Source organism: Acinetobacter sp. PK01, assembly GCF_022819285.1.
In the GTDB taxonomy this organism is placed as follows: domain Bacteria; phylum Pseudomonadota; class Gammaproteobacteria; order Pseudomonadales; family Moraxellaceae; genus Acinetobacter; species Acinetobacter tandoii.
In genome coordinates this window covers 2,490,881-2,513,411 of the sequence record NZ_CP094643.1, presented here as the reverse complement: position 1 = coordinate 2,513,411, position 22,531 = coordinate 2,490,881, and the positions used below count along the sequence as shown (strand labels likewise).

The window sequence follows — 22,531 nt, the reverse complement described above, 5'->3', positions numbered from 1 at the left end:
ATCTGTAATGATTTATTTTGATCGGCTCATTTTTTATAGATCAAACGATGTCGTGATCATCAGGCTAAAATTCATAATTCATCTATAGCTCTGTTAAACTACCCATCTCCCCAGCACGATGAGACATTATGAGTTTAGCCAGCCTAATTGATGAATTAAACCCGCAACAAAAACAAGCTGCCACGACTGCGTCGCAACACAGTCTGGTGCTCGCAGGGGCTGGCTGTGGTAAAACCAAAACCATTGTGGCGCGTGCGGCTTATCTCATTGAGCAAGGGGTTCCTGCCAATCAAATTCAAATTTTAACTTTTACCCGTCGTTCAGCCAGTGAAATTGTGGCGCGGGTCGAGTTGGCTTTGGGGGAGCAAGCTCAAGGACTACGTGCATCGACTTTTCATACTTTTTGTATGTACCTGCTGCGCCGTGTACCGAAAGCCTTTGGCTTAGAGCAATTCTCGATTATTGATCGGGATGATCAACTGATGATGTTCCGCCTGATTCGCGGTAAAGATGACAAGAAGAATCCAAATCAACTTCCAAAGCCACAAGAGCTATGTGATTTGTATTCTTTTGCGCGTAATACTCGCCAAAAATTGAGCGATGCTTTAGAAAAGCAACATCCTGAATATTTGGCATTTAAAGATCAAATCGCCAAGATCATGCAAGAGTATGAGACACGCAAGCGTGCACGTAGCTTTCTGGACTATGATGATATTTTGGCGATTGTGGCCTCAGCACTCGATCAATCTGAAGGCTTGGTTGATTATGTCGCATCGATTTGTAAGCACATGTTGGTGGATGAGATGCAAGACACCAATCCCTTACAGTGGGCATTGCTTGAACCCTTGAAAGATCAAGTGAGTCTGTTCTGTGTTGGCGATGATGCGCAGTCCATTTATGGTTTCCGCGGTGCCGATTTTGAAAATATTCATCATTTTAAAGAGCGTGTGCCGAATGCCCAAGTGTTTAAACTTGAGCAAAACTATCGTTCCACGCAAGAAATTTTAGACCTCTCCAATTGGTTGCTCGATCAATCTGAAATTCAATATGACAAGCGTCTTGATGCCTATCGAGGTGAGGGAATTAAGCCGCGCATGCATATTTTCCCGAATGAGTTTGATGAAGCCAAATGGATCGCAATTGATATTAAAGAGCGTCATTATTTGCAGGGGCATAACTGGTCGGATCATATGGTCTTGGTCCGTTCTAGCTTTGCTGCGCGGCATATTGAAGCGGCATGTATTGCAGCCAATGTCCCGTATCGCTTTATTGGGGGGATGAAACTGCTTGAAACAGCACATGTAAAAGATTTACTCAGTTTATTGCGTGTGATTGCCAATCCTTTGGATGATATTGCATGGATGCGCTTTCTTACCCTATGGAATGGGGTGGGTGATGTGGGGGCAAGTCGTCTGGCACAACAGTTGTTACTTCAACCTGAATTCGAACTGATTTTTAATCAATTAGAACAATTTGGACGTATTCCTGTTGAAACCTTATTGATGATGAAACAGATGATGGTGCTGAAGCAGGAAGTACAAGCGTGTGTTAGTTTGGGTATTCAAGCAATTGAAGCACAATTGGCCGAGAACTATAAAAAAGACTGGAACCGTCGCCAAGGTGACTTTGAGTTGGTTAAACAATTGGCATCCAAACATGGACAATTAAGCGAATTTCTTGAGGAATATGTACTTGACCCTGTTTCCATTTCTGAAATTGAACGTCAGTCGGATACAGATGTAGTCACATTAATTACCATTCACTCTGCCAAAGGTACGGAGCAGAAAGTGTGTTACGTTGCAAATGTGACGGCTGGTCAGTACCCACATGCGCGTGCTCAGGGGGACTTTGACGCGGTCGAGGAAGAACGTCGGGTGCTCTATGTTGCGCTGACTCGTGCACAGAATGAACTTATTCTTACCAAGCAAAATCTGAATCTGTGGGCGCGAGATGTGGTGGATGAGCAAGGGCGTAAAGTTGAAAGTTACTTCTTAAATGATCTCACCCGAAATTTATGTACCTTGGAAACGCATCATAAACCCCGCCAGCAAACGGTAAAAAGCGCCTTAATTGAACGACAGTCGATTAATTTAGATTTTGGGATTAATCTCGATTAAACTAAGCAAATTACATTGTGGTATTTGATGTGCAATGTTCAGAAAGTAGCGTAGGCGATTGCTTTTTGATGATTTTGCCTATTTTTGAAGGTTGTTAAATGAAAATTTTAGTTCGTAATTTAGAACGTACGGTCACAGAAGCTGAGTTACTGAAACTGTTTCAACAATATGGCACAGTAGAAACCTGCCAATTGGTTTTAGATGCTGAAACAGGTAAATCTAAAGGCTTTGCTTTTGTGGAGATGCCACATGGTCGTGAAGCGGTGAAAGCTATTAAAGGTTTAAATACTTTGCGTTTACATGGGACAGGAATTCGTGTAAAGCAGGCTGAAGATAAGCCACAGGCTTAAAGGAGAGGAGCAGAGTATGCTCCTTTTTTTATGGGAAAATCATGAGAAGAATTTATCCTGCTATATCGATTGTTGCGCCATCGGGAAGCTATATTGCTGAAGGCATAAAAACCTTGGAAATTCGTTCATGGCGCCCCAATGAGCTTCCTCTGAAGGATTTGGTTATTGTTGAAAATGCACATTATCTGAATCGGGATGGAGATGAGGAATTAGGTCGAGCGGTTGCATGGGTGGATATTTCATCTGTTCATGCTTGGCAGAAAAGTGAGATTGAACAGGCTAAAGTAAACTATTGGGAAGATGGCTATTGGGCTTGGGTCATTGAAAATGTTAGGCCTATTCATCCTCCTGTGGATATACCAGCTCGAAGAAAAATTTATTGGGTAGAATTGGATGCGGTGTAATTTTTTATTGTGCATTGAATTCAATTAAGTTTAATCTTAGGCCTGTAACACATGCCAAGAAATTAGGAAAATTGTATGTCTCGTGTAGCTCGCTTTCATGCCGACCGAACCAACCAGAAATTATATTTTGCACGTTTGTCGTGTCAGCAAGCAGAGCAAATCGATCATATTCAACAAGCCCAAGCTTACCGTGAAGCTGCGGTTTTTCATTTGCATGGGGCAGTGCTTGCGTTCTTGCAGGAGTTGGTGCGTTATTACCGTTTAAATGACTTACAGCCGACGTTAAAGTCAATTGAAGAACAAATGGCTGCCAAGGGGCAGGTTTCTCCTGAGGTGGTGGTTATGCAGCAGCTCTCTAAAGATGGCTTTATTGCAGAGCTGAAACGCGCCTATCGCATGTGCCAGTACGCACCAGAACCCAGTGCACCAGAACCAGAAGATGAAACATCGTCTAATTTGATTATTAAGGTTACCCAGACCCCTCAGGCATGGTTGCCAGATACCAAAATTCTACGTGAGTGGCATCGTGATTTAACCCAATTGATTGATGGCTTTCGTAATGAAATGGTCGAATTTTAAGGAAAAAATAGCGTGCGCTTGAAGTTTAGATTTTTGACCCGATATTAATTAGTCTAAGCAATGCAAAGTGCAACAGGTCTTTGCCACCATGTTGAACATGGAGGAACATATGTCTATAGAGCAATTGAAAGAGTTATTTGGGAATCAGGAAGCGGTTCTAGAGTTGGTTCAACTTGAAGGTGGTGAGTTGGCGTTGCGAAATGCAGGCTCAGAAAAAGAACCTTTGGTCAAAATTCAGTTTAACGATGAAGTTAAAGCGTTATTGGGTGACCAAACAGCCGTGATTGCACAGCACATGATTCAGGCAGCTTTATTTGGCTTGCTTGAAAAACAAGTGAATGAATGGCAAGCCGAGGTTGTGGACGAAAAACCACAGTTTATGAGCTAATCCATATTGGCTAAAAAGCGCACATGAGGTGCGCTTTTTTTATGTTTAGAATGAAGTGGTAGCTTAATGGCTGGGTGCTTGATGATGAGCAATTTCAATTTGATTAAGAATATGATTGCTCATATTTTTCGCCATTTCTTCTTTGGCAAAATAGACGTCGCCGATGTTTTCCTTGCGAATCACTTCGGCTTCTTGTTTGCTTTCTGCACAAATTAAGACCTGAATTTGTGGATTTAGGGTTTTGGCAATATCAACAATTTTATGGATATCAATAATATCCATAGGAGATAACACCAATAATCGCGCATGTTGAATATGGGCTTGAATCAGTACGCCAGGTTCGGTCGCCACACCAGAGACAGCAGCGATGCCTTTTTCACGTAGGTTTTCTACGATTTCGCGGTTTTCTTCCGCAATCACTACTTTAATGTCTTCTGCCATCAGGGTTTTGGTGATGCGACGTCCGACTTCGCCATGTCCGACAATCACGACTTGATCACGCAGATAATCTTGTGAAACTTCATCAGGTAACATCGCCAGAGGATCACCACTACGTTCTAGCAAACGTGCCAGTGAAGAGCGCTCGCGAATCCAGTTTTGAAGGGGTTCGATTGCAGAGAAAATAAAAGAGTTTAAGGTAATGGAGATGAGTGCCCCTGCCAGAATCAAATTCTGTCCTTCGAGGGAAAGGAGTTTTAAGGACAGTCCCAAAGTGGCAAGAATAAAGGAGAATTCTCCAATTTGCGCCAAACTCGCACCCACGGTTAGGGCGGTATTGATCGGATAGCGGAAAAACAGCACCAGTGCCATCGCTGCAATGGTTTTACCAATCATGATAATTGCAACGACCGCCAAGACATGTTCAGGCTGTTCCCATAAAATACGCGGATCAAACAGCATACCAACCGAAACGAAAAATAGAATCGAGAAGATTTCACGTAAAGGTAGAGTTTCCTCTTCGGCACGGTGGCTAAAGTCGGATTCTTTAACGACCATACCTGCAAAGAATGCACCAAGTGCCATAGAAACGCCAAAGACTTTATAGGCACCAAATGCAATCGAAACAGCCGCAGCAACCACGGTGAGGGTAAACAACTCACGTGAGCCTAAACGGGCAACAAACTGCATAATCAACGGGACAAGACGTTTACCCACAATCAGCATAAAGGCGATGAAGCCTGCAACTTTTAATAACGTCAGTCCTAAGGTAAGCCAAATGTTATCGTTGCCACCATGAGTAGTCATGGATTCACCACCCAGCAATACTGCTGTTGCAGGCAGTAACACTAACACTAAGACCATGACCAGATCTTCAACCAAGAGCCAGCCTACTGCAATTTTACCATTGACCGAATTGAGTAGACCTCGATCACCTAAGGCTTTGAGTAATACGACTGTACTGGCACAAGATAAACTCAGACCAAACACCAGTGCGGAACCAAAGCTCCATCCCCAAAGCATGGAAACCCCAATGCCTAACAGTGTTGCGACTGCAATTTGTAAAATGGCACCAGGCAGTGCGATGCGTCGGACTTGTAGGAGATCATTTAGTGAAAAGTGCATGCCGACCCCAAACATCAGGAACATGACACCCAGTTCGGCAAGTTGGTTGGCAAGTTGAATGTCCGCAACAATTCCTGGGGTGTTCGGACTAATAATAATACCTGCAATTAAATACCCAATCAGCGGAGGGAGGCGTAAACGAGCCGCAAGGTAACCAAAAACAAGTGCAAGTCCAAATCCAAAAGCCAGTAATATGATGAGGTCTACATTATGTGGCACTAAAAACTCCTTAAACAGAAAGTTAAGGGTGAAAAGAAATAAGCACAAAGAATGCCAAAAATTTATTTAAGTTTATCAAGATGCATAAAAAAAATGCAAAAAAAAACGACCTAAGATTAGGTCGTTTTCTTTTAAGAAACCAAAATTATTTGATTTTAGCTTCTTTAAAAATTACGTGTTGACGGATTTTTGGATCAAATTTTTTGATTTCCATTTTTTCCGGCATAGTACGTTTGTTTTTAGTAGTGGTATAGAAATAACCTGTACCAGCTGTAGAAACTAAGCGAATCTTATCACGCATTGTCCTGACTCCTTACTTAGATCTTTTGACCTTGAGCACGAAGGTCAGCAACAACCTTTTCAATGCCCAATTTGTCGATAATACGCATACCTTTAGTGGTTAAACGAAGACGTACGAAACGTTTTTCGCTTTCTAACCAGAAACGGTGGTGATGCAGGTTCGGCTCGAACCGGCGCTTAGTTTTGTTGTTGGCGTGTGAGACGTTGTTACCAACGACTGGACGCTTGCCGGTAACTTGGCAAACCTTAGACATGGTGTAACTCCATTGATTTAGCCAACAGCAAATCTGTATGGCCAGTCAAAAATAAACGGATTGAATTCATTCAAGGGGCGTTTTATATCAAAAATGCGCTTAAAAGACAAGCGATTTTTGATAAAACGGGACATGACCCAATGCGATAGATCATGCCTTGATCACTTAGCGAAGAAGAGTTTTCAAAATCAATTTGTGAATCGGCTTATTAAACGGTGGGAGAATGTATTTAAAGCTGTACAGCTTTGGATTCGACATCATAGACCGTTCATGCGACAAACTGAAGAAACCTTCTGGACCATGATACTTACCCATTCCTGATGCACCAACGCCACCAAATGGTAAATCGTCTTGTGCAACATGGGTTAATACCGTGTTTTGTCCAAAATGCCCTGAATGGGTACGCTGTGCGACATAATCCGCACGCGCCTGATCAAAGTCGAAGTAGTATAAAGCAAGTGGGCGAGGACGGCTATTAATAAAGTCGATTACATCATCAATTTGATCATATTCCATGATCGGTAATAGGGGACCAAAGATCTCATTCTGCATAATCTGCATGTCTGGCGTCACGCCTGCGACAATGGTTGGTGCAATTTTACGTACTTCGTGTAAATCTTCATGCAATGGGTTAATCGCAATAATTCGTGCGCCATGCGCTTGAGCATCTTCTAAATAACCTTGAATACGTCGGTATTGCTTATCATTAATAATAGAAGTGTAATCCTGATTATCTTTGAAATGTGGATACATCTCTAAAACACAAGCTTGAAACTTTTCAATAAACTCTTGGGTTTTGCCTTTGGGTAGAAACATAAAGTCAGGTGCAACACAAGTTTGACCTGCATTCCACAGTTTGCCGACAGCAACGCGCTGAGCGACATCTTCTAAGTCAATAGACGGGTGTACCAATACAGGGGATTTACCGCCCAGTTCCAGAATCACGGGAACTAAATTTTCTGAAGCGGCTGCCATCACAGTTTTGCCAACATTGGTGGAGCCTGTAAATACAATTTTATCAAAAGCCAGATGACTAAAGGCATCTGAAATGGCACCACCGCCATTTATAACAGCCACCAACTCTTGTGGGAAAATTTCAGATAAAGCCAGCTCAAGTACACGTCCAAAGTTAGAGGATGAGCTTGAGACTTTAATCATGGCATGGTTGCCCGCAGCTAAAGCACAAATGAGAGGACCAACCGAGAGCAATAAAGGATAGTTCCAAGGCGCAATAATACCAATGATACCTAAAGGTTGATATTGCACCCAAGCTTTAGCAGGTTGATGGATGATTCCGACGTGTCGCTTGGAGGGCTTCATCCATTTTGCTAAATGCTTGCTATAATACTTAATCTGTTCAAGGCAGGTGAGTAATTCACCGATTTTGGTTTCGGCAATAGAACGGTTACCATAATCGAGGTCGATTGCTTCTGCGAATTGATCTTGGTACTTAACCAAGATACGCTTAAGCCGTGCTAAACGATCAATACGTTCCTTTGCTGTTGGTAAAGGATAACGTTGGTAAGCATGCTTTTGTTGTTCAAGTACGTCGTGTAAGTATTGAAGATCAAAAGCATGTGGTGTCATTGCTGTTGTTTTTGTTTGACTGTTCATGACGCACTACCAGTTACATTAAAGCGGATAATTAATTTTTTAGAGCAAATGCTCTAAATAGTCAAGTCACTTACTGTGTTAGTTTTCTAACCCATTGAATATATGGTTACTTTAGGATGTCTCACTCCAAAACGGTGAAAACCAAAGAACGCATTTTGCAATTGAGTTTGCAGTTGTTTAATGAACGTGGTGAACGCTCGGTCACAACCAATCATATTGCTGCTGAATTGGGCATGAGTCCAGGCAATTTGTATTACCACTTTCGCAATAAAAATGAAATTATTAAAGAGTTGATGGAGCAGTACCAGAAAGAAACGCTGGAAATGCTCGCGCTACCCGATGACCGTGCTTTGGATGTGAATGACAAAATTAGTTATTTTCAAGTCTTAAGTAACCAGTTGTGGGCTTATCGCTTTTTGCACCGTGATGTTTATCACTTGGTTGAAAATAATGAAGATTTCCGAAAAATGTATCCACGTTTTGCAGGACAAGTCATGCAACAAGGTCAGAAAATTTATCAAGCCTTTGTAGATGCAGGTTTAATGCAAATGACGTCTTCAGAAATTGAAGCCTTGGTCATCAACTTGTGGATTGTACTGACCAACTGGACCAACTTCTTATATATGTCTGGGCACATCAGTGATTCTAACCATCTGGAAGAAAAGTGGGTGTGGCAAGCTTTACGTCAAATGGTGTTCCTTGAAGGGGCCTATTTACGTGGTGAAAGCCGTGAAACCTATGAGCGATTACTGGAAAGTTTTGGCCCTTCTGAGCTATTTGCCAGTCTCTCACATGTGAAAAACAATTGAAGCTGAAACCAGCTATTTAGTCAGCGTGTAAAACGCGCTAGAATACTCGGCTTATTTAAATTAGGTGTAACAAGAACCAACATGAACATGACAACTGCCAACACAGCACGCTTACTGATTACTTGTGAAGATAAGCCAGGGATCGTGCAGGCTGTATCGAGCTTTTTGTATCATCAGGGAGCAAATATTACCGCACTTGATCAGTACGCAACGGAAGCTTCGGGCGGGCGTTATTTCATGCGTGTTGAGTTTGAATTAGACCATTTGCAAACACGTAAAGAAAGTTTGATCCAGACTTTTGCGGTAAATGTTGCAGAACGTTACGCTATGCAATGGCGCTTGACCTTGGTTAGCGATGTGAAAAAAGTAGGTATTTTGGTCTCTAAAGTCGACCATGCTTTGCTTGAACTGTTATGGCGTCATGCGCGTGGTGGTTTACCATGTGAAATCACGAAAGTAGTTTCCAATCATCCTGATTTACGCGAAGCTGTTGAAAACTTCGGCATTCCGTTTGAAGTGGTTCCAGTGACCAAAGAAAACAAACGTGAAGCCTACGCAAAAATTGATGAATTGATGCAAGGCAATGATTTGCTTGTTTTAGCGCGTTATATGCAAATTCTGGATGAAGAGTTTGTGAAGCACTGGGAAATGAAAATCATCAATATTCACCATTCTTTCCTACCTGCTTTTGTCGGGGCAAATCCATACAAACAAGCACATGAGAAAGGTGTGAAACTGATTGGTGCTACGGCTCACTATGTCACTGCTGATTTAGACCAAGGTCCAATTATTGAGCAGGATGTGGAGCGTGTAAACCATGACTTTACTGTTGAGCAATTGCGTGAATTGGGTCAAGACGTTGAACGTAATGTTTTGGCGCGTGCAGTAAAATGGCATTTAGAAGACCGTATTATTGTCGATGGCAATAAAACAGTTGTTTTCCAATAACTATTTTTAGCCTATGCGAAAAAGGACCAGTTTTTTAACGGTCCTTTTTTTATTTTGATTCAAAAAACTCATTAAAACAGTGAAATTAATAGTTGCAAATGAAAACACTTCTCATTTATTATTGCGATACTTTAATTGTACTAACCGATGAGCTTGATTGTTAAATCCACGATTAAACTGTCGTGAGCAGTCGCTTCTTTTAGGTCATAGATTCTAATGAGTCAACTTTCTACCCCCTCTATGCAAGCTCCTAATCCGATGAAAAAGAAAATCATCTCAGCCTTAATTGCAGTTGCCATTGGGCATGTTGGGGTATTGTGGGCGGTCAGCCAAATGAAAGCGCCTGAACTTCCTAAAGTGGAAAAAGAGCCATTAAAAGTACGATTTGTCAAAATTCAAGAACAACCGAAACCTTTACCGCCAAAGCCAAAAGCTGAACCGAAAAAAGAACAGCCGAAGCCAAAGGAAGTAAAAGAGGTCAAAGTGGTGGAAAAACCTCAGCCACAACCTCCAAAGAAGGTGGAAAAAGTTCAACAAGTTAAAAAAGCAGAAACCGTTAAACCTGTTACACAGCCTACAGTACAGCCGCAGAGACCAGCAGTGGTGACTACTCCAGCGGTTGAAACCAGAGTGGTGAGTAGACCTGCACCTGTAGCTCAACCAGTGGTGGAAAGACCTGCGCCAACACCAACAACCAGAAATGTTTCAATTGGTGGTTCAGGGGTGCAATGGAGTCGTTCGCCAAAGCCAAGTTACAGCAACAGTGACTTAAAGGGTGAGACACGTAGCATCATCATCCTCATTGAGGCCGATGAAAAGGGTAAAATTACTAATGCGCGTGTGACCAAGTCGACAGGTGTTTCCGCTTTAGATGAAAAGATTTTACGCTCTGTGCGTAATGCAAAATTCAAACCGTACAAGGAAAATGGTGTTGCTTACCCTATTCGAGCAGAGCAACCATTTGAATTGACATTGAATCCTAACGGCTAACTATTTCAGGAGTTCGAGTATGAACTTTTCAGTTTATTGGCAACATGCGGATGCGGTGAGTAAAACCCTGTATTTCGTATTATTGGCAATGTCTATCGCAACATGGACGATTTTTATTTTACGTCTGATGGGCACACGCCAACTTAAACAACAAGCACATGCTCAACTTGCAGCAGCACTCACTAAGCTGAAAGCAAAATTGGCACCTTTAAGTTTTGAACAGCGTAAAGCGGTTGCAGAACAAGCGTTATTGCGTCAAATTTCGGTTGAAAAAGCCAATGCTGAAAAAGGCGTATCTGTTTTAGGTACAATTGCCTCAATTGCACCGTTCGTGGGTTTGTTTGGTACAGTTTGGGGTATTTTCCATGCTCTGGTTGCTGTAGGTAAAAGCGGTCAAGCCGGTTTAGCTCAAGTGGCAACCCCTGTAGGTGAAGCACTGATCATGACAGGTTTAGGTTTGGCTGTTGCGATTCCTGCAGTATTGGCGTACAACATTTGTGTACGTGCTAATCGTACTTTGTCTAATGAACTGCAAGATCAAGCACACAGCTTATTGATCGACACCATGTTGCAACAAGAAACAACAACGCAAAAAGTTGAAGTAAAAGCAGCACAACAAGGTTTAGTTGGAGGTCAAGCTTAATGGCTTTTCAATTGGGGGAAGACAACGATTCGGGCATGAATGAGATGAATCTCATTCCGCTCATCGATATTATGTTGGTATTGATGATCATCTTCTTGGTGACTGCGACCGTTGCCAACCCATCAATTCCATTAACCTTGCCAAAAACCACTGCGGATATTGTTGATCCACCACCTGAAGCAATTACAGTCAGTATTAATGCCAATGGTGAAGTGGCGTGGAATGACCAAATTATTAGTTTAGATGAGTTACAGACTCGTTTTAATGATGCAGGTCAAGCCGCACAGAAGCCAACGGTACAATTACGCGCAGATAAAGAATCACGCTATGATACTGTTGCACAAGTGATGTCACGTGCGAGTGAAGCCGGACTCAGTGATATTGCTTTTGTCAGTGAAAATTAAGCATTGATGATGCGAGAAAAGCGACCATATTGGTCGCTTTTTTTTATTGCTGACTTATTCAGTTTTTAGCAGTGATTGGAACTTGCTGTGTAATTTCAGCAGTTTTGGCGGTATAGCGAAATTACAGTAACCTTGGGTTGGGTTCCGAGCAAAGTAATTTTGGTGATACTCTTCGGCAGGGTAAAACTGTGGTGCAGGGGTCACTTCGGTGACAATATTGATGCCTTGGGCTTTTAATTCCTGAATGATTCGTTCAGCCGCTTGTTGTTGCTCTGGGTTGAAGTAATAAATCACTGAGCGATATTGTGTACCAATATCATTGCCTTGACGGTTTAGTGTTGTTGGGTCATGCGTTGCAAAAAATACTTCAAGCAATTGTGAGTATTGAATTTGGCTTTCATCAAAATCAATCAGGATGACCTCTGCATGTCCTGTATTGCCTCGGCAGATGTCTTCATAGCTTGGATTTTCTGTTGTGCCACCAGCATACCCACTGACCACCTGAGTCACCCCTTTTAATTGAAGAAATACCGCTTCAACACACCAAAAGCAGCCACCACCCAATAATGCTTGTTGCATGACAATTTCCTTAATTCAATCTTGCTCGCCACTATAAGAGAACATTGTGGCACCAAGATGTAATGTTTGTTATATAAATGAAAAAAGGTCTGTAATACAGACCCTTATCTTAAAATTTTAACGAGGTTGTTTTGCACTCTTAAATTCAACCAATAGGTTGCCATTGCGATCCAGTAATTTCAGGGTGTTGTTATACACCTGATAGTTGGTCACATTCGCTAGTGCAGTGTTAAATTGATTCGGCAGGGTATTATCAATACATGCCATTTTAGTAGATGCCATTTGTGAAAGTACCAAGGTATTGCCCGTGGCTTGATAGGTGCCCATCAAACGGTTACAACCATCGGCACCAGAAACACGTTTTGTTGCTTCATCAAACTGGAGTGCGGGAATATTACGTGCGCTTGGATTGGTTTTGAGCATTTGCGAACCAATTTGAGTTGCAATCCACGTACGGTTTTGTAGTGTTTGTAAGTTATTGACCTCGGCAGCAGAAGAGCTTGGTGTGGACTGGCAGCCAGCGAATAGTAATGCTGAGCCGAGTAGGGCAACACTTAAGGTCTTTTTTAACATGTTGTAATTCCAATTTTTTTAACTTTATTTTTTATTTTATAAACAAAGCAGATTTAAATTTCTAGTTGATTATCGTATTTCTTCTTGTACTTTTACCTTGTGAAGACAGAACGCAGCACCTAATGGGTTGGTAGTCTTTGACGAATGGTTCTGGAATAGTCTTGGATTGACGCTAAAGATTGAACCTTGGGATTGACGTGTGCCTGACGATACCATTCACGCATACTGTAATGGTGTGAAATTGCATTCAAGTCGTAGAGGTAGTTAGGCAAATAGCCCGAAGCCAATAGGCGGTAATCTACAGGCAGTGGTTTTTGTGTGACGGCCTGAATCATGTCAAATACTAGCGTGGTGCAGTTACTGCTCAGCGTATTATACCATTTGGGTTGTTGTGCCAGTTCACTGGCTTTATTCAGATACTCGAGAAATAAAGCTTGGCTTTGTGCTTTTGACATCTTGATCGGGAAAAAATAGACCTGTTCATGCCGAATATTACTACGGGTATAGATGATGTCAGTTTCATTGGCAGCAACTAAATTCAGTTCATACTTACGGAAAAAGCCGCCAATTGCGGAAAATTCTTCACCTTTTTCCTTGCGAATTTCGATGGAAAAAGTGAGCGGGGCGGTATCGGCAAAATCAAAACTGACCAAAGTATGGGCAATCTGTGGGCCTGTCCAGTACGAGGTAATAATGTTTACCCCAGTAATTTGATTTAAATCTAAAACTCGCGTTTGCCATGCAGCGCTATAACTGCCATCGGCATGCCAGTGAAAGTCTCGAACATTGTGCAAAGTGACTTGATGCCCGTTAATTTGATAACTCAGCAAACGAGAAACTTCGGGATTCCAATCACGGTCTTGTCGAGCTTCTAAGCCAAAGTACCATGCTAATGCCAATACAAAGCCAAAAAGATACAGCAGAATATCTTTATTGCGACTGATGAGGTGCTGACTAAAATAAATGCCTAAGATACTGAGTGAAAAACAGGCCCACGCTAAAATGAGGGTATAAGTCACAACAGCATGAATAGGTTGTTGAATCCAGAGCGCAAGGCATAGCCAAATTGAAGATAACAGTACAAACAGGCTGAAAATACAGTGGATCAACCATTGCAGTGTTTTGAACAACAATGTACCTGATCCTTTTTGCTGCATACTCAGCCACTCATTTTTGAATAGTTATTTGGTATAGGTTGCAAACTCAAACACGATCCCAGTATTTTCATCTCGATGTTTTTCCGAGCTTACTTTTTTAAATTCAGTCGGAATTTCAGGATAATACGCATCACCTTGTACATCAAGTTCAACGTGGGTCAATTCCAGACGGTCTGCAATATTCATGGTTTGTTTAAAAATTTCACCACCGCCAATAATAAAGATGCTTTCAGGCTTTTCTGAAGCTTGTACATCTGCTATCACGTGTGTGAGTGCTTCCTCAATGCTATAGGCTACCTTTGTGCCTTCAAAAGACCAGTTTGGATCACGGGTAATGACCCAATTAACACGTTTAGGCAAGGTGCGTCCCATAGACTCTAAGGTTTTACGCCCCATGACCACCACGCCACCTTGAGTGATGGCTTTAAAGTGTTTAAGGTCGGCAGGAATATGCCAAGGTAAATCATTGGCTTTGCCGATACAGCGTTGCTGATCCATCGCCACGACATGCACAACTTCTAAATTCTGGAATGTCATTAATCACTAGCCTGTGGAAATATTTGGAAAAAAGATGCTCTCTGTGCAGAAAGCATCTGTCCTGAAGCTTAAACGGCAACAGGGGCTTTAATTGCAGGATGCGATTCGTAGCCGACAATTTCAATATCTTCGAATTTAAAATCGAAAATATCTTGAATTTCAGGATTGAGTTTTAATTGACACAGACCGAGCGGTTCACGGCTCAGTTGTAGTTTGGCTTGCTCAAAATGGTTGGCATAGAGGTGGGTATCGCCACCTGTCCAAACAAAATCACCCACACCTAAACCACACACTTGCGCCACCATATGCGTCAGCAAGGCATAGCTGGCAATGTTAAAAGGCACGCCTAAAAACACATCGGCACTACGTTGATATAACTGACAAGACAATTTGCCATCTTGGACAAAGAACTGGAACAAGGTATGACATGGCGGCAGCGCAACTTGTCCTGCTTCTTGTGGATTCCAACCAGACACAATTAAGCGACGTGAATTTGGATTGGTTTTAATTTCATTGATCAACCATGAAATTTGGTCAAAACCATCTTGCTCATACAATCCATTTTCAAGTTTGGTTGCACCAAAGTTTCGCCATTGATGGCCATAGACAGGACCGAGTTCACCTTCAGGGCGACCAAAACGAGCCGTTTGTTCTGCGGTTGACCATTCATCCCAAATGCTGACTTTGTTGTCTTGTAAATATTTTACATTGGTGTCGCCTTTAAGGAACCACAACAGTTCAATCACAATCGAGCGGAAATGAACTTTTTTGGTGGTCAGTAAAGGAAAGCCTTGATTTAGGTCAAAACGCATTTGATGACCAAATACCGAGCGCGTACCTGTACCAGTACGGTCGCCTTTATCACCACCGTGATCGAGGATGTGTTGTAGCAGGTCTAAATACGTCTTCATAAAACTCTCAAATAAGCCATTTGGGCAAGCAAATCTGTCACGGATTAGCTTAATCTTCCCAATATAAATTCTAAAATATGCGGATGATTATACTGAATTGTGTACTAGAACGCACCCAAGATTGGTGTGGTCATTCAGGATGACCAATCCGATAAAAAGTTATGTGAAAAGTATTGAATCAAGCAGATTACAAGCGGTTTCGAGCGAGAAGTAAATTAGAGTGTTGATTATTTTTTGTTCAAAAAGATTGACTAAAGCCGCCATGCAATTTCTAAAAAAAGAGTAAGTTAACGGTTGCTCAGTTACATGTTTATATTTTTTTACATTTTACGTGTGAAAAATTAAGTTTCACGGGCTACTATCAGCACTCAGTTTTTTGTGTTTGATGTAAGAAGTTTGAGGTTTTAAGGATGATTTATGATGTTAATACGGGTATGAGTGATGTTCATGCTCCTGCCGAAACACAAATCATTATTCGTTCCAATGCGCAACAAAGACCAGATAACAAACGCTCAAACACAGAACGCAGCCGTAATTATACGTCAAGCAATGCTCAGCGTGTTGATATTGATAAATTCACGCAGAAATTAAGCAGTATCACGCGCCGTACCAGCACCCAGAAATGTGCCAAGAGCATTCGTCTGGCATTACAGTCTGCGGGTGCAAATGTACAGGGTCATCCTGTTGCTGCTGCGGATTGGGGCAATACACTCGAGCGATTAGGCTACCGTCGTATTAGCCCATCGTTTGACCAACCGAAAAAAGGCGATATCTATATTATTGACCGCACCAAAGGTCATACTTATGGGCATATTGCAGGTTATTCAGGTTCAGGTTGGGTCTCTGACTTTAAACAAACGGGTTACGCCGTTTATAAAAATGCCAATGTGCAATATAGTTATTACCGCTTAGATCACTAAATAACAGCGTGATAAGCATAAAAAAAGACCATTTATTATATCGAGATAAACGGTCTTTTTTTATGGGGATAATATGAGGTTCCATCACTATTCATCATGCTAATCATAACGTTTGGCACGGTTGATATAGATTGAAACCAAGAATAAGCCTAGTGCATGAAAGCCTAAGCATTGTAACCACAGCACCCATTTATGCGGTTCTGGTAATAGATAAATCAAGCTTAAAAGTGCAAACAATTGGAATATATAAATTCCATTACGAAGCGTGATTCGATAAGGATGTGAAGTTGCTAATTTGAGATATTGTGTAAACAGGATATGCATCAGCATTCCCGACAACAGACTTAATCCTACCCATAGTGGTGCAAGTTGCGCAATGCGAGAACAGAAATAAATACTGATGCATACCCCAATACTACAAATGAGTCTGATTTCACGGGAGCAGCGTTCTGAGTACCAAAATTCGAGCATTTTGGCGTTAATCCTGTTGATGTTGGTTGAGCAAGGATAGGGGCGAAAATAGACAGATGGATAACACCATAAAGCCTATACCCTGTGCACCAGGAATGAGAATGTCTCCAGTTTTTAAATGCATAAAGATCAGTGCTAAAAGCAATGCCAATGGAATCCATGTGAATAAACGATACAGTAGCCCGGCAGGATTGCTACTAGCAAAATGGGTTTTGCAATAGCGGCAGATCAGAAACACAATTCCTGTTCCCATGAACATTAAAATGGCATCGAGTGTTAAAGGTTGCATCCAATACAGCCCAGCGGTTACCAAGCCAATCAGTACAAACAGTGTCAGTTTTTTGAACACTGCAATTTTAGGATCAAACCAGAATTCGAGCATAAATTTTAAGAGGGGGTAGCAAGAGAATTGAAACTTTAGCACAAGCTAGAGCACGATGCACGGATCGTACTCTAGGGCAAAGACATACAGAATTAATTATTTTTAAGGGGTCCCCAGTCGTAGACTTTCTTCTGATAGGCATACCACATCATCCAGAAGCCAATCAGAATCATTGGGATGGTTAGGAATTGTCCTTTACTCATCCATGCAATAAATAATTGACCATTGTCAGGTTCGCGGAAGAACTCGACCACAAAGCGCGCAATGCCATAACCAATCAGGAACAGTGCAGATACCGCCATACGAGGACGAGGTTTAGAGCTGAACCACCACAGGACAATAAACAGAATCAGTCCTTCACATAGCGCTTGGTAAAGCTGAGAGGGGTGGCGAACTAGTTGTAGCGGGTCAGTCGGAAAAATCATTCCTAAAGCAAAGTTAGGGTCAGAGACAGGGCGACCATAAAGTTCACCGCCAATGAAGTTACCAATACGACCAAACATTAAGCCTGTCGGGACACATGGTGCAATAAAGTCTAAGGTTTGGAACCACGTCATTTGGTACTTTTTACACCAAAGTAACATGGCAATCATCACTCCAAGAAAACCACCGTGGAAACTCATTCCACCCGTCCAGACTTGGAATAACCATAAAGGATTGGCAAGAAATTGTTCAAAGCCATAAAAGAACACATAACCGACACGACCACCAATCACGACCCCAAGCGCGCCATAAAAAATCAGATCGGAGACCATGTCTGAAGTCCAGCCCGTTCTGAGTTTGGCACGATATGTGGCGAGCCCCCATGCAAAAAGGAAAGCCAATAAATACATCAGTCCATACCAATGGACTTGTAAGGGGCCCAATGAGATCGCAATCGGGTCAATATTTGGATAGGTGAGCATTCCTGTTCCTAGTCATTATGTTTTGTAGAGATTTTAGCGGAATACAATGAAAAATGTTGTACATTCAATGTGTAAAGATATAGAGCGAAAGTTATGTGTATTGTGGCACTCGCATGGCATATTTTAGAGCAAACGCCGTTATGCCTAATTTCAAACCGAGATGAGTTCTATCATCGTCCTACACAAGCCTTGTTTCAATGGTCAGATAGTCCCGTCATCGCAGGCAAAGATCTGCAATCGGGTGGGACTTGGATGGGCGTAACTGCAACAGGTCGTTGGGCGGTTGTGACCAATTTTCGAGACGGACGAGATCAGCAAAGCTATCCAACTTCACGTGGGCATTTGGTACAAGAATTTTTAGAATCAGATTTGGCACCAATTCGCTTTGCAAAACAGCTAGAACTGCAACAACGCAAATATGCAGGTTTTAATTTGTTTTTGGGAGATCGGGAGCAAGCGATTTATATGAGTAATCGTGGTGAAGCACCGCAAGTGCTCGCCAAAGGCGTCTATGTGGTGTCGAATGGCTTGATGACAGAGCATTGGGAAAAAACTCGGCATTTGCGTAAGCGCTTTACCCAAGAATTATTGCCGATGTTGCAGCGTAGAGAAAGTTCAGAAGCGGAACTGCAATATGCGGTATGGGATATTCTCGAAGATGAGCGCAAAATTATTCCTGAACTTTTACCAGATACGGGCATTAGCCCTGAGATGGAGGCACTCTTGTCTTCCACCTTTATTCAGAGTCCTGCCTATGGTACGCGTTGCTCTAATTTCTTAAGAATGAGTAGTGACAGTTGGAACTGGTTGGAAAAGTCACAACAGGGTGAGTTGCAAGGGCAGATTGTGCAAGTACAAATGCCTTTATATGTAAGCAATCAAACATAAAAAATGCCGACATTAAGTCGGCATTTTTTTATTATTCTGGATTATGCACCTGCGATGACGCCACCGTCTTTACGGGTAATGACAACCGTTGCAGAACGTGGACGCGCTGTGCTGTTCTTTGGATCCGTCTGTGTGGCTGGCCAATGGCTAGTTGCTGCATCATAGCTAGCTGAATCTTCACCAGGGTGCTGTACATTAATGAAGATGGCTTTGTAATCAGGTGTCATGGCAATCCCTGTAATTTCGCACTCTTTAGGTCCGACTAAGAAACGACGTAAGGTTTTATCCGTGACTTGAGCACCCGCAATGGTGGCTTGACCATTGATAGCTGTGGTTGCTGCACCATCTCCAATTTGTCCAGGTAATGCTGCTAACATCATGCAGTTCGTTACGTCTGTATAGGCACCATCATCGGTTTGAATCCACAGTACACCACGTGGGTCAAACCACATACCATCAGGTGAAGATAAATCATTATTATCTGTCAAGCCTGACAAGTTAATATTGGCTGCCATAGCGGCTTCAGAGCCAAATAGGTAGATGTCCCACGTAAAGGCTGTTGCTGTGGTTTTATTATCGGTTTCTTTAAAACGGATAATGTGACCATTGACGTTTCCTTTACCACCTTCAGGATCAGCGTAGTTACGCGGGTTGGCAGCGTCTGTTGGGTAGTCAAGTCCACGCTTAGAGTTGTTGGTCAGCGTAACATAAACTTCACCATTGACAGGGTTCACTGTTGCCCACTCAGGACGGTCCATTTTGGTTGCACCCACAGCATCGGCTGCAAGTCGCGCAAAAGTCACGACATCGGCTTGTGAGCTAAATGGATACACGCTATTGGATGCATCTAAACCATTCTTACCATAGCTGAGTTCTAACCATTGCCCCGAGCCATCGCTATTGAATTTAGCGACATATAAGGTCCCGTTATTCATGTATTTGTCACCAGCGGTATAACCACCGTTAACATCCTTGCTATCCCAGTTGGCAGCGGAAACAAACTTATAGATGTATTCACCACGTGAGTCATCGCCCATATAGAAGGCTAAAGGTTCACCTTGTACAGCACGACAAGCACTATCTTCATGGGCAAAACGACCTAAAGATGTACGTTTTACAGGGTTTTGACCACGGTCAAAAGGATCAATTTCGACCATCCAACCAAAAGTGTTCGGTCCATTACGATAGTCTGCTGTCGCCTGATCAGCCACAACACTGGCATTCCAACGGTCATATAAGTCTTGCGATTCAAGTTGTCCGAGCGCAGTTTCCCAACCATAACGGGAGCTTGAACCTGCTTTTAGACCATAACGTTTCAGTGCGACAATTTCGGCTGCACTACGGTTGGCATCATCCGTTGCACTACGCGCAAAATAACCAATGAAGTTTTCTTCCGTGGTGAGGTAAGTACCCCAAGGAGTATAGCCATTACCACAGTTGTTGTGCGTACCACGAGTTTGCTTGCCCGCAGGAGAGAACTTGGTTTTGACCAAATCTGAACTTGCTGCAGCACCCGCAAAATCCATCACCGTTGATGCTGTAATACGACGGTTAAAAAGCGAATTTTTCACAATCTCTACTTTTTGCGTAGCGTTGTCTTTTTTAATATGTACAACCGATACGCCATGCGCATTGGTTTCACGAATGACCTCTTCTTCTGGGCGACGACCATTGACTTTAGTGGCGCCTGTAGGATGTAGGAAAGTTTGGTTGATATATTCGTGGTTCATCACCAGCAAACCTTCCGTCGACACCGTGTCATCAAATTTGCTGCTACTGTTTAAACCAAAATAGTGCATACCATCATGACAATCTCCAGAACGGAACTGGAAGCTTGGGCCTGAAGGAATATTGTTATCATCCCAATCGGCATAGCTTGGATTGATCGAGTCACCTAGTGCATACAGTACAGTGGCTTGATAGCCTTCTGGTACAGTCACAATATCATCTAAGTTTTTATTCACTACAGAGAAGGTGAGTTCTGTTGGTTTTTTATTAGAATCTACAGGTTTGCTTGGCGGTGTTGCATTATCGTTATCATCATCACTACACGCAGTTAATGATGATGCTAATGCAAGTGCTACAGCACCACTTGCAGTTTTACCAATAAGACTGCGGCGTGTCATACGCTGTTCTAAAATGTCACTGAAGTGAACATTATCAGAGGTGTTGTTATCTAGTTCCTGATCTTCATGATATGGCGTCAGCTCGGTCATGTTTTTTCCTAATTCGTCAATAAGTTATAAAGTCGTCATTAACTTAGGAAATTAATGTGACAAGACTTTTACCAAATAGTGAAAATCTGGTGAAAAAATGAAGTCATTTTGATGAAAAAAAAGCAGACCGAGGTCTGCTGAGTTAAACCGATTGTTTTTATGCAATACTTCGTTTCTTTTCAATCAGTTTGCCAAAAAACAAACCCAGTTCGAACAGGATCCACATGGGAACTGCCAGCATAATCATGGATAAAGCATCGGGTGGAGTGATGAACATGGAAATAAAAAAGCATCCGACCACAATAAAACGCCGTTTTTCCACCAACTGCTGTGTCGATACCAAGCCAATCAAAATCAGCAATAAAGTAATTACTGGAATTTCAAAGGTTAGACCAAAGACCAGAAACAGTTTTAAGCAAAAGGTGAGATAGCTGTTGATGTCGGTCATGGGTGCAACCGTTTCAGGCGTTACACTCATAAAGAAATGCAAGATTGAGGGCAAAGCCACATAGTAGGCAAAGGCAATTCCTGCATAGAATAAACCAATGCTACCGACCAGTAAGGGCAGTGCGAGCGTTTTTTCTTTTTCATACAGTGCAGGTTTAATAAAGGCCCAGATTTGATAAAAAATAAATGGCATGGCCAACATCAGCGCCACAAAAAAGTTCAGCTTAAAAGGGGCCATAAAAGTCGCAGTGACATCTGTCGCAATCATTGATGATGAAATAGGCAACTGCGCACGCAATGGCTCGGACATGAGTTGATAGGTATGATTGGCAAACGGCAGTAGGCAAAAAAATAGCACAAGCAATAAACCAACAACTTTGAACAAATGCTGTCTTAATGCAACTAGATGTTTGGTGATTGGCATTTCTTCTAGTGGTGCTTGTTCTTGCTGTAATGAACTTGGCAAGTGACTGGATTCTATAGGTATATTCATACCGCCACCTTTAATTCGGGTAATTGTTCAAGACAATCCACTACAGTAGCCCCCATTTTATTCGTACAAGGCATTACTGAAGGTAATGGATGTCGATATAGCATTGAATATTTTTGCTGTGTGAGTGGAATATAAGTCAAAAATAAATTTTTATTTTCAGTAACGCTGTTTTGCTGTTGTTGTTCGATCGCGCTATGACTTTGTTGTTGTAATTCTTGCATCTGAGCCTGCATTTTAAGCTCAAGTTCTTGAATCCGTTTCATCTCATTTTGCATTTGTTCACGTAACTCAGACATGCGTAATTCGCGATCTATGTCATTTTGAACATTGCTGATCATACGTTTGAACTTGCCGTACCATTTACCTGCAAAACGTGCCGCTTCAGGCAGTTTATCTGGTCCTAGCACCAATAATGCAATGATGCCGAAGGTCAACAGTTCAGTCATTCCAATATTGAGCATTGGGTAAAT

At 42.2% G+C, this 22,531-nt stretch carries 27 protein-coding genes; 12 read left to right on the top strand and 15 right to left on the bottom strand.

Annotated elements, in window-relative coordinates; genetic code table 11:
• Nucleotides 1–128: 128 nt before the first annotated feature.
• The 5 genes from MP622_RS11830 (at nt 129) to MP622_RS11810 (ending at nt 3,838) form a co-directional block, all read left to right on the top strand.
• Entirely contained in the window at nt 129–2,117 is a 1,989-nt protein-coding gene (locus MP622_RS11830) for an ATP-dependent helicase (protein ID WP_243791088.1), read from the top strand.
• Between the two features lie 98 nt (nt 2,118–2,215).
• Nucleotides 2,216–2,467 carry an RNA-binding protein gene (locus MP622_RS11825; protein WP_004943769.1) on the top strand — a complete coding sequence of 84 codons (252 nt, stop codon included), beginning with the start codon at nt 2,216–2,218 and terminating at the stop codon, nt 2,465–2,467.
• 41 nt (nt 2,468–2,508) lie between these two features.
• Complete coding sequence (locus MP622_RS11820; protein WP_243791086.1) at nt 2,509–2,871, top strand: ASCH domain-containing protein; 363 nt, start codon at nt 2,509–2,511, stop codon at nt 2,869–2,871.
• A gap of 75 nt (nt 2,872–2,946) precedes the next feature.
• Nucleotides 2,947–3,450, top strand: coding sequence for a DUF6586 family protein (locus MP622_RS11815; protein WP_016168263.1), 504 nt, complete (start codon nt 2,947–2,949; stop codon nt 3,448–3,450).
• Between the two features lie 109 nt (nt 3,451–3,559).
• On the top strand, nt 3,560–3,838 hold the full coding sequence (locus MP622_RS11810) for a hypothetical protein (protein ID WP_016168262.1): 279 nt from the start codon (nt 3,560–3,562) through the stop codon (nt 3,836–3,838).
• Between the two features lie 63 nt (nt 3,839–3,901).
• Here the strand turns inward: MP622_RS11810 and MP622_RS11805 are convergent, their stop codons facing one another.
• The 4 genes from MP622_RS11805 to MP622_RS11790 form a co-directional block, all read right to left on the bottom strand.
• Nucleotides 3,902–5,620: a cation:proton antiporter gene (locus MP622_RS11805; protein ID WP_016168261.1), complete on the bottom strand. Its 1,719-nt coding sequence runs from the start codon at nt 5,618–5,620 to the stop codon at nt 3,902–3,904.
• A 145-nt stretch (nt 5,621–5,765) separates the two neighbouring features.
• Nucleotides 5,766–5,921, bottom strand: coding sequence for a 50S ribosomal protein L33 (gene rpmG, locus MP622_RS11800; protein WP_003654787.1), 156 nt, complete (start codon nt 5,919–5,921; stop codon nt 5,766–5,768).
• A gap of 16 nt (nt 5,922–5,937) precedes the next feature.
• Nucleotides 5,938–6,174, bottom strand: coding sequence for a 50S ribosomal protein L28 (gene rpmB, locus MP622_RS11795; RefSeq protein ID WP_000048256.1), 237 nt, complete (start codon nt 6,172–6,174; stop codon nt 5,938–5,940).
• Between the two features lie 165 nt (nt 6,175–6,339).
• Entirely contained in the window at nt 6,340–7,788 is a 1,449-nt protein-coding gene (locus MP622_RS11790) for a coniferyl aldehyde dehydrogenase (protein ID WP_104441122.1), read from the bottom strand.
• A gap of 116 nt (nt 7,789–7,904) precedes the next feature.
• Here MP622_RS11790 and MP622_RS11785 point away from each other — a divergent pair, with 116 nt between their 5' ends.
• The 5 genes from MP622_RS11785 (at nt 7,905) to MP622_RS11765 (ending at nt 11,582) form a co-directional block, all read left to right on the top strand.
• Entirely contained in the window at nt 7,905–8,597 is a 693-nt protein-coding gene (locus MP622_RS11785) for a TetR/AcrR family transcriptional regulator (RefSeq protein ID WP_016168259.1), read from the top strand.
• Nucleotides 8,598–8,678: 81 nt separating this feature from the next.
• On the top strand, nt 8,679–9,545 hold the full coding sequence (gene purU, locus MP622_RS11780) for a formyltetrahydrofolate deformylase (protein WP_026440903.1): 867 nt from the start codon (nt 8,679–8,681) through the stop codon (nt 9,543–9,545).
• Between the two features lie 216 nt (nt 9,546–9,761).
• Nucleotides 9,762–10,535 (top strand): energy transducer TonB, encoded by a 774-nt coding sequence (locus MP622_RS11775; protein WP_243791084.1) that lies wholly within the window; start codon nt 9,762–9,764, stop codon nt 10,533–10,535.
• 19 nt (nt 10,536–10,554) lie between these two features.
• Nucleotides 10,555–11,178: a MotA/TolQ/ExbB proton channel family protein gene (locus MP622_RS11770; protein ID WP_243791083.1), complete on the top strand. Its 624-nt coding sequence runs from the start codon at nt 10,555–10,557 to the stop codon at nt 11,176–11,178.
• The gene (locus MP622_RS11765; protein ID WP_016168255.1) at nt 11,178–11,582 is read left to right on the top strand and encodes a biopolymer transporter ExbD; all 405 of its coding nucleotides are present in this window, start codon (nt 11,178–11,180) and stop codon (nt 11,580–11,582) included. Before MP622_RS11770 ends, MP622_RS11765 begins: the two co-directional genes overlap by 1 nt.
• A 54-nt stretch (nt 11,583–11,636) precedes the next feature.
• On the opposite strand, the gene msrA is transcribed toward MP622_RS11765, so the two are convergent.
• The 5 genes from msrA to thyA form a co-directional block, all read right to left on the bottom strand.
• Nucleotides 11,637–12,161 (bottom strand): peptide-methionine (S)-S-oxide reductase MsrA, encoded by a 525-nt coding sequence (msrA, locus tag MP622_RS11760; protein ID WP_016168254.1) that lies wholly within the window; start codon nt 12,159–12,161, stop codon nt 11,637–11,639.
• Nucleotides 12,162–12,278: 117 nt separating this feature from the next.
• Complete coding sequence (locus tag MP622_RS11755) at nt 12,279–12,734, bottom strand: META domain-containing protein (protein WP_016168253.1); 456 nt, start codon at nt 12,732–12,734, stop codon at nt 12,279–12,281.
• A gap of 119 nt (nt 12,735–12,853) precedes the next feature.
• Nucleotides 12,854–13,891 carry a DUF4105 domain-containing protein gene (locus MP622_RS11750; protein WP_016168252.1) on the bottom strand — a complete coding sequence of 346 codons (1,038 nt, stop codon included), beginning with the start codon at nt 13,889–13,891 and terminating at the stop codon, nt 12,854–12,856.
• A 24-nt stretch (nt 13,892–13,915) separates the two neighbouring features.
• Nucleotides 13,916–14,428 (bottom strand): dihydrofolate reductase, encoded by a 513-nt coding sequence (locus MP622_RS11745; protein ID WP_044740075.1) that lies wholly within the window; start codon nt 14,426–14,428, stop codon nt 13,916–13,918.
• A 68-nt stretch (nt 14,429–14,496) separates the two neighbouring features.
• Nucleotides 14,497–15,339 (bottom strand): thymidylate synthase, encoded by an 843-nt coding sequence (gene thyA, locus MP622_RS11740; protein ID WP_044740074.1) that lies wholly within the window; start codon nt 15,337–15,339, stop codon nt 14,497–14,499.
• A 410-nt stretch (nt 15,340–15,749) separates the two neighbouring features.
• On the opposite strand from thyA, the gene MP622_RS11735 reads away from it, so the two are divergent.
• On the top strand, nt 15,750–16,259 hold the full coding sequence (locus tag MP622_RS11735) for a peptidoglycan amidohydrolase family protein (RefSeq protein ID WP_044740073.1): 510 nt from the start codon (nt 15,750–15,752) through the stop codon (nt 16,257–16,259).
• A 99-nt stretch (nt 16,260–16,358) separates the two neighbouring features.
• On the opposite strand, the gene MP622_RS11730 is transcribed toward MP622_RS11735, so the two are convergent.
• The 3 genes from MP622_RS11730 to lgt form a co-directional block, all read right to left on the bottom strand.
• Nucleotides 16,359–16,730: a hypothetical protein gene (locus MP622_RS11730; RefSeq protein WP_243791081.1), complete on the bottom strand. Its 372-nt coding sequence runs from the start codon at nt 16,728–16,730 to the stop codon at nt 16,359–16,361.
• A 7-nt stretch (nt 16,731–16,737) separates the two neighbouring features.
• The gene (locus MP622_RS11725; RefSeq protein WP_044740071.1) at nt 16,738–17,112 is read right to left on the bottom strand and encodes a hypothetical protein; all 375 of its coding nucleotides are present in this window, start codon (nt 17,110–17,112) and stop codon (nt 16,738–16,740) included.
• A 92-nt stretch (nt 17,113–17,204) separates the two neighbouring features.
• Nucleotides 17,205–18,017 (bottom strand): prolipoprotein diacylglyceryl transferase, encoded by an 813-nt coding sequence (lgt, locus tag MP622_RS11720; RefSeq protein ID WP_016168246.1) that lies wholly within the window; start codon nt 18,015–18,017, stop codon nt 17,205–17,207.
• 93 nt (nt 18,018–18,110) lie between these two features.
• On the opposite strand from lgt, the gene MP622_RS11715 reads away from it, so the two are divergent.
• On the top strand, nt 18,111–18,905 hold the full coding sequence (locus tag MP622_RS11715) for an NRDE family protein (protein WP_151504528.1): 795 nt from the start codon (nt 18,111–18,113) through the stop codon (nt 18,903–18,905).
• A 41-nt stretch (nt 18,906–18,946) separates the two neighbouring features.
• Here MP622_RS11715 and MP622_RS11710 read toward each other — a convergent pair whose 3' ends face one another.
• The 3 genes from MP622_RS11710 to tatB form a co-directional block, all read right to left on the bottom strand.
• Nucleotides 18,947–21,121 carry a PhoX family phosphatase gene (locus tag MP622_RS11710; protein WP_151504527.1) on the bottom strand — a complete coding sequence of 725 codons (2,175 nt, stop codon included), beginning with the start codon at nt 21,119–21,121 and terminating at the stop codon, nt 18,947–18,949.
• Nucleotides 21,122–21,278: 157 nt separating this feature from the next.
• Nucleotides 21,279–22,061 (bottom strand): twin-arginine translocase subunit TatC, encoded by a 783-nt coding sequence (gene tatC / locus MP622_RS11705; protein ID WP_044740068.1) that lies wholly within the window; start codon nt 22,059–22,061, stop codon nt 21,279–21,281.
• Nucleotides 22,058–22,522 carry a Sec-independent protein translocase protein TatB gene (tatB, locus tag MP622_RS11700; RefSeq protein WP_243791079.1) on the bottom strand — a complete coding sequence of 155 codons (465 nt, stop codon included), beginning with the start codon at nt 22,520–22,522 and terminating at the stop codon, nt 22,058–22,060. The genes tatC and tatB overlap by 4 nt, the downstream gene beginning before the upstream one ends.
• Nucleotides 22,523–22,531: the final 9 nt, after the last annotated feature.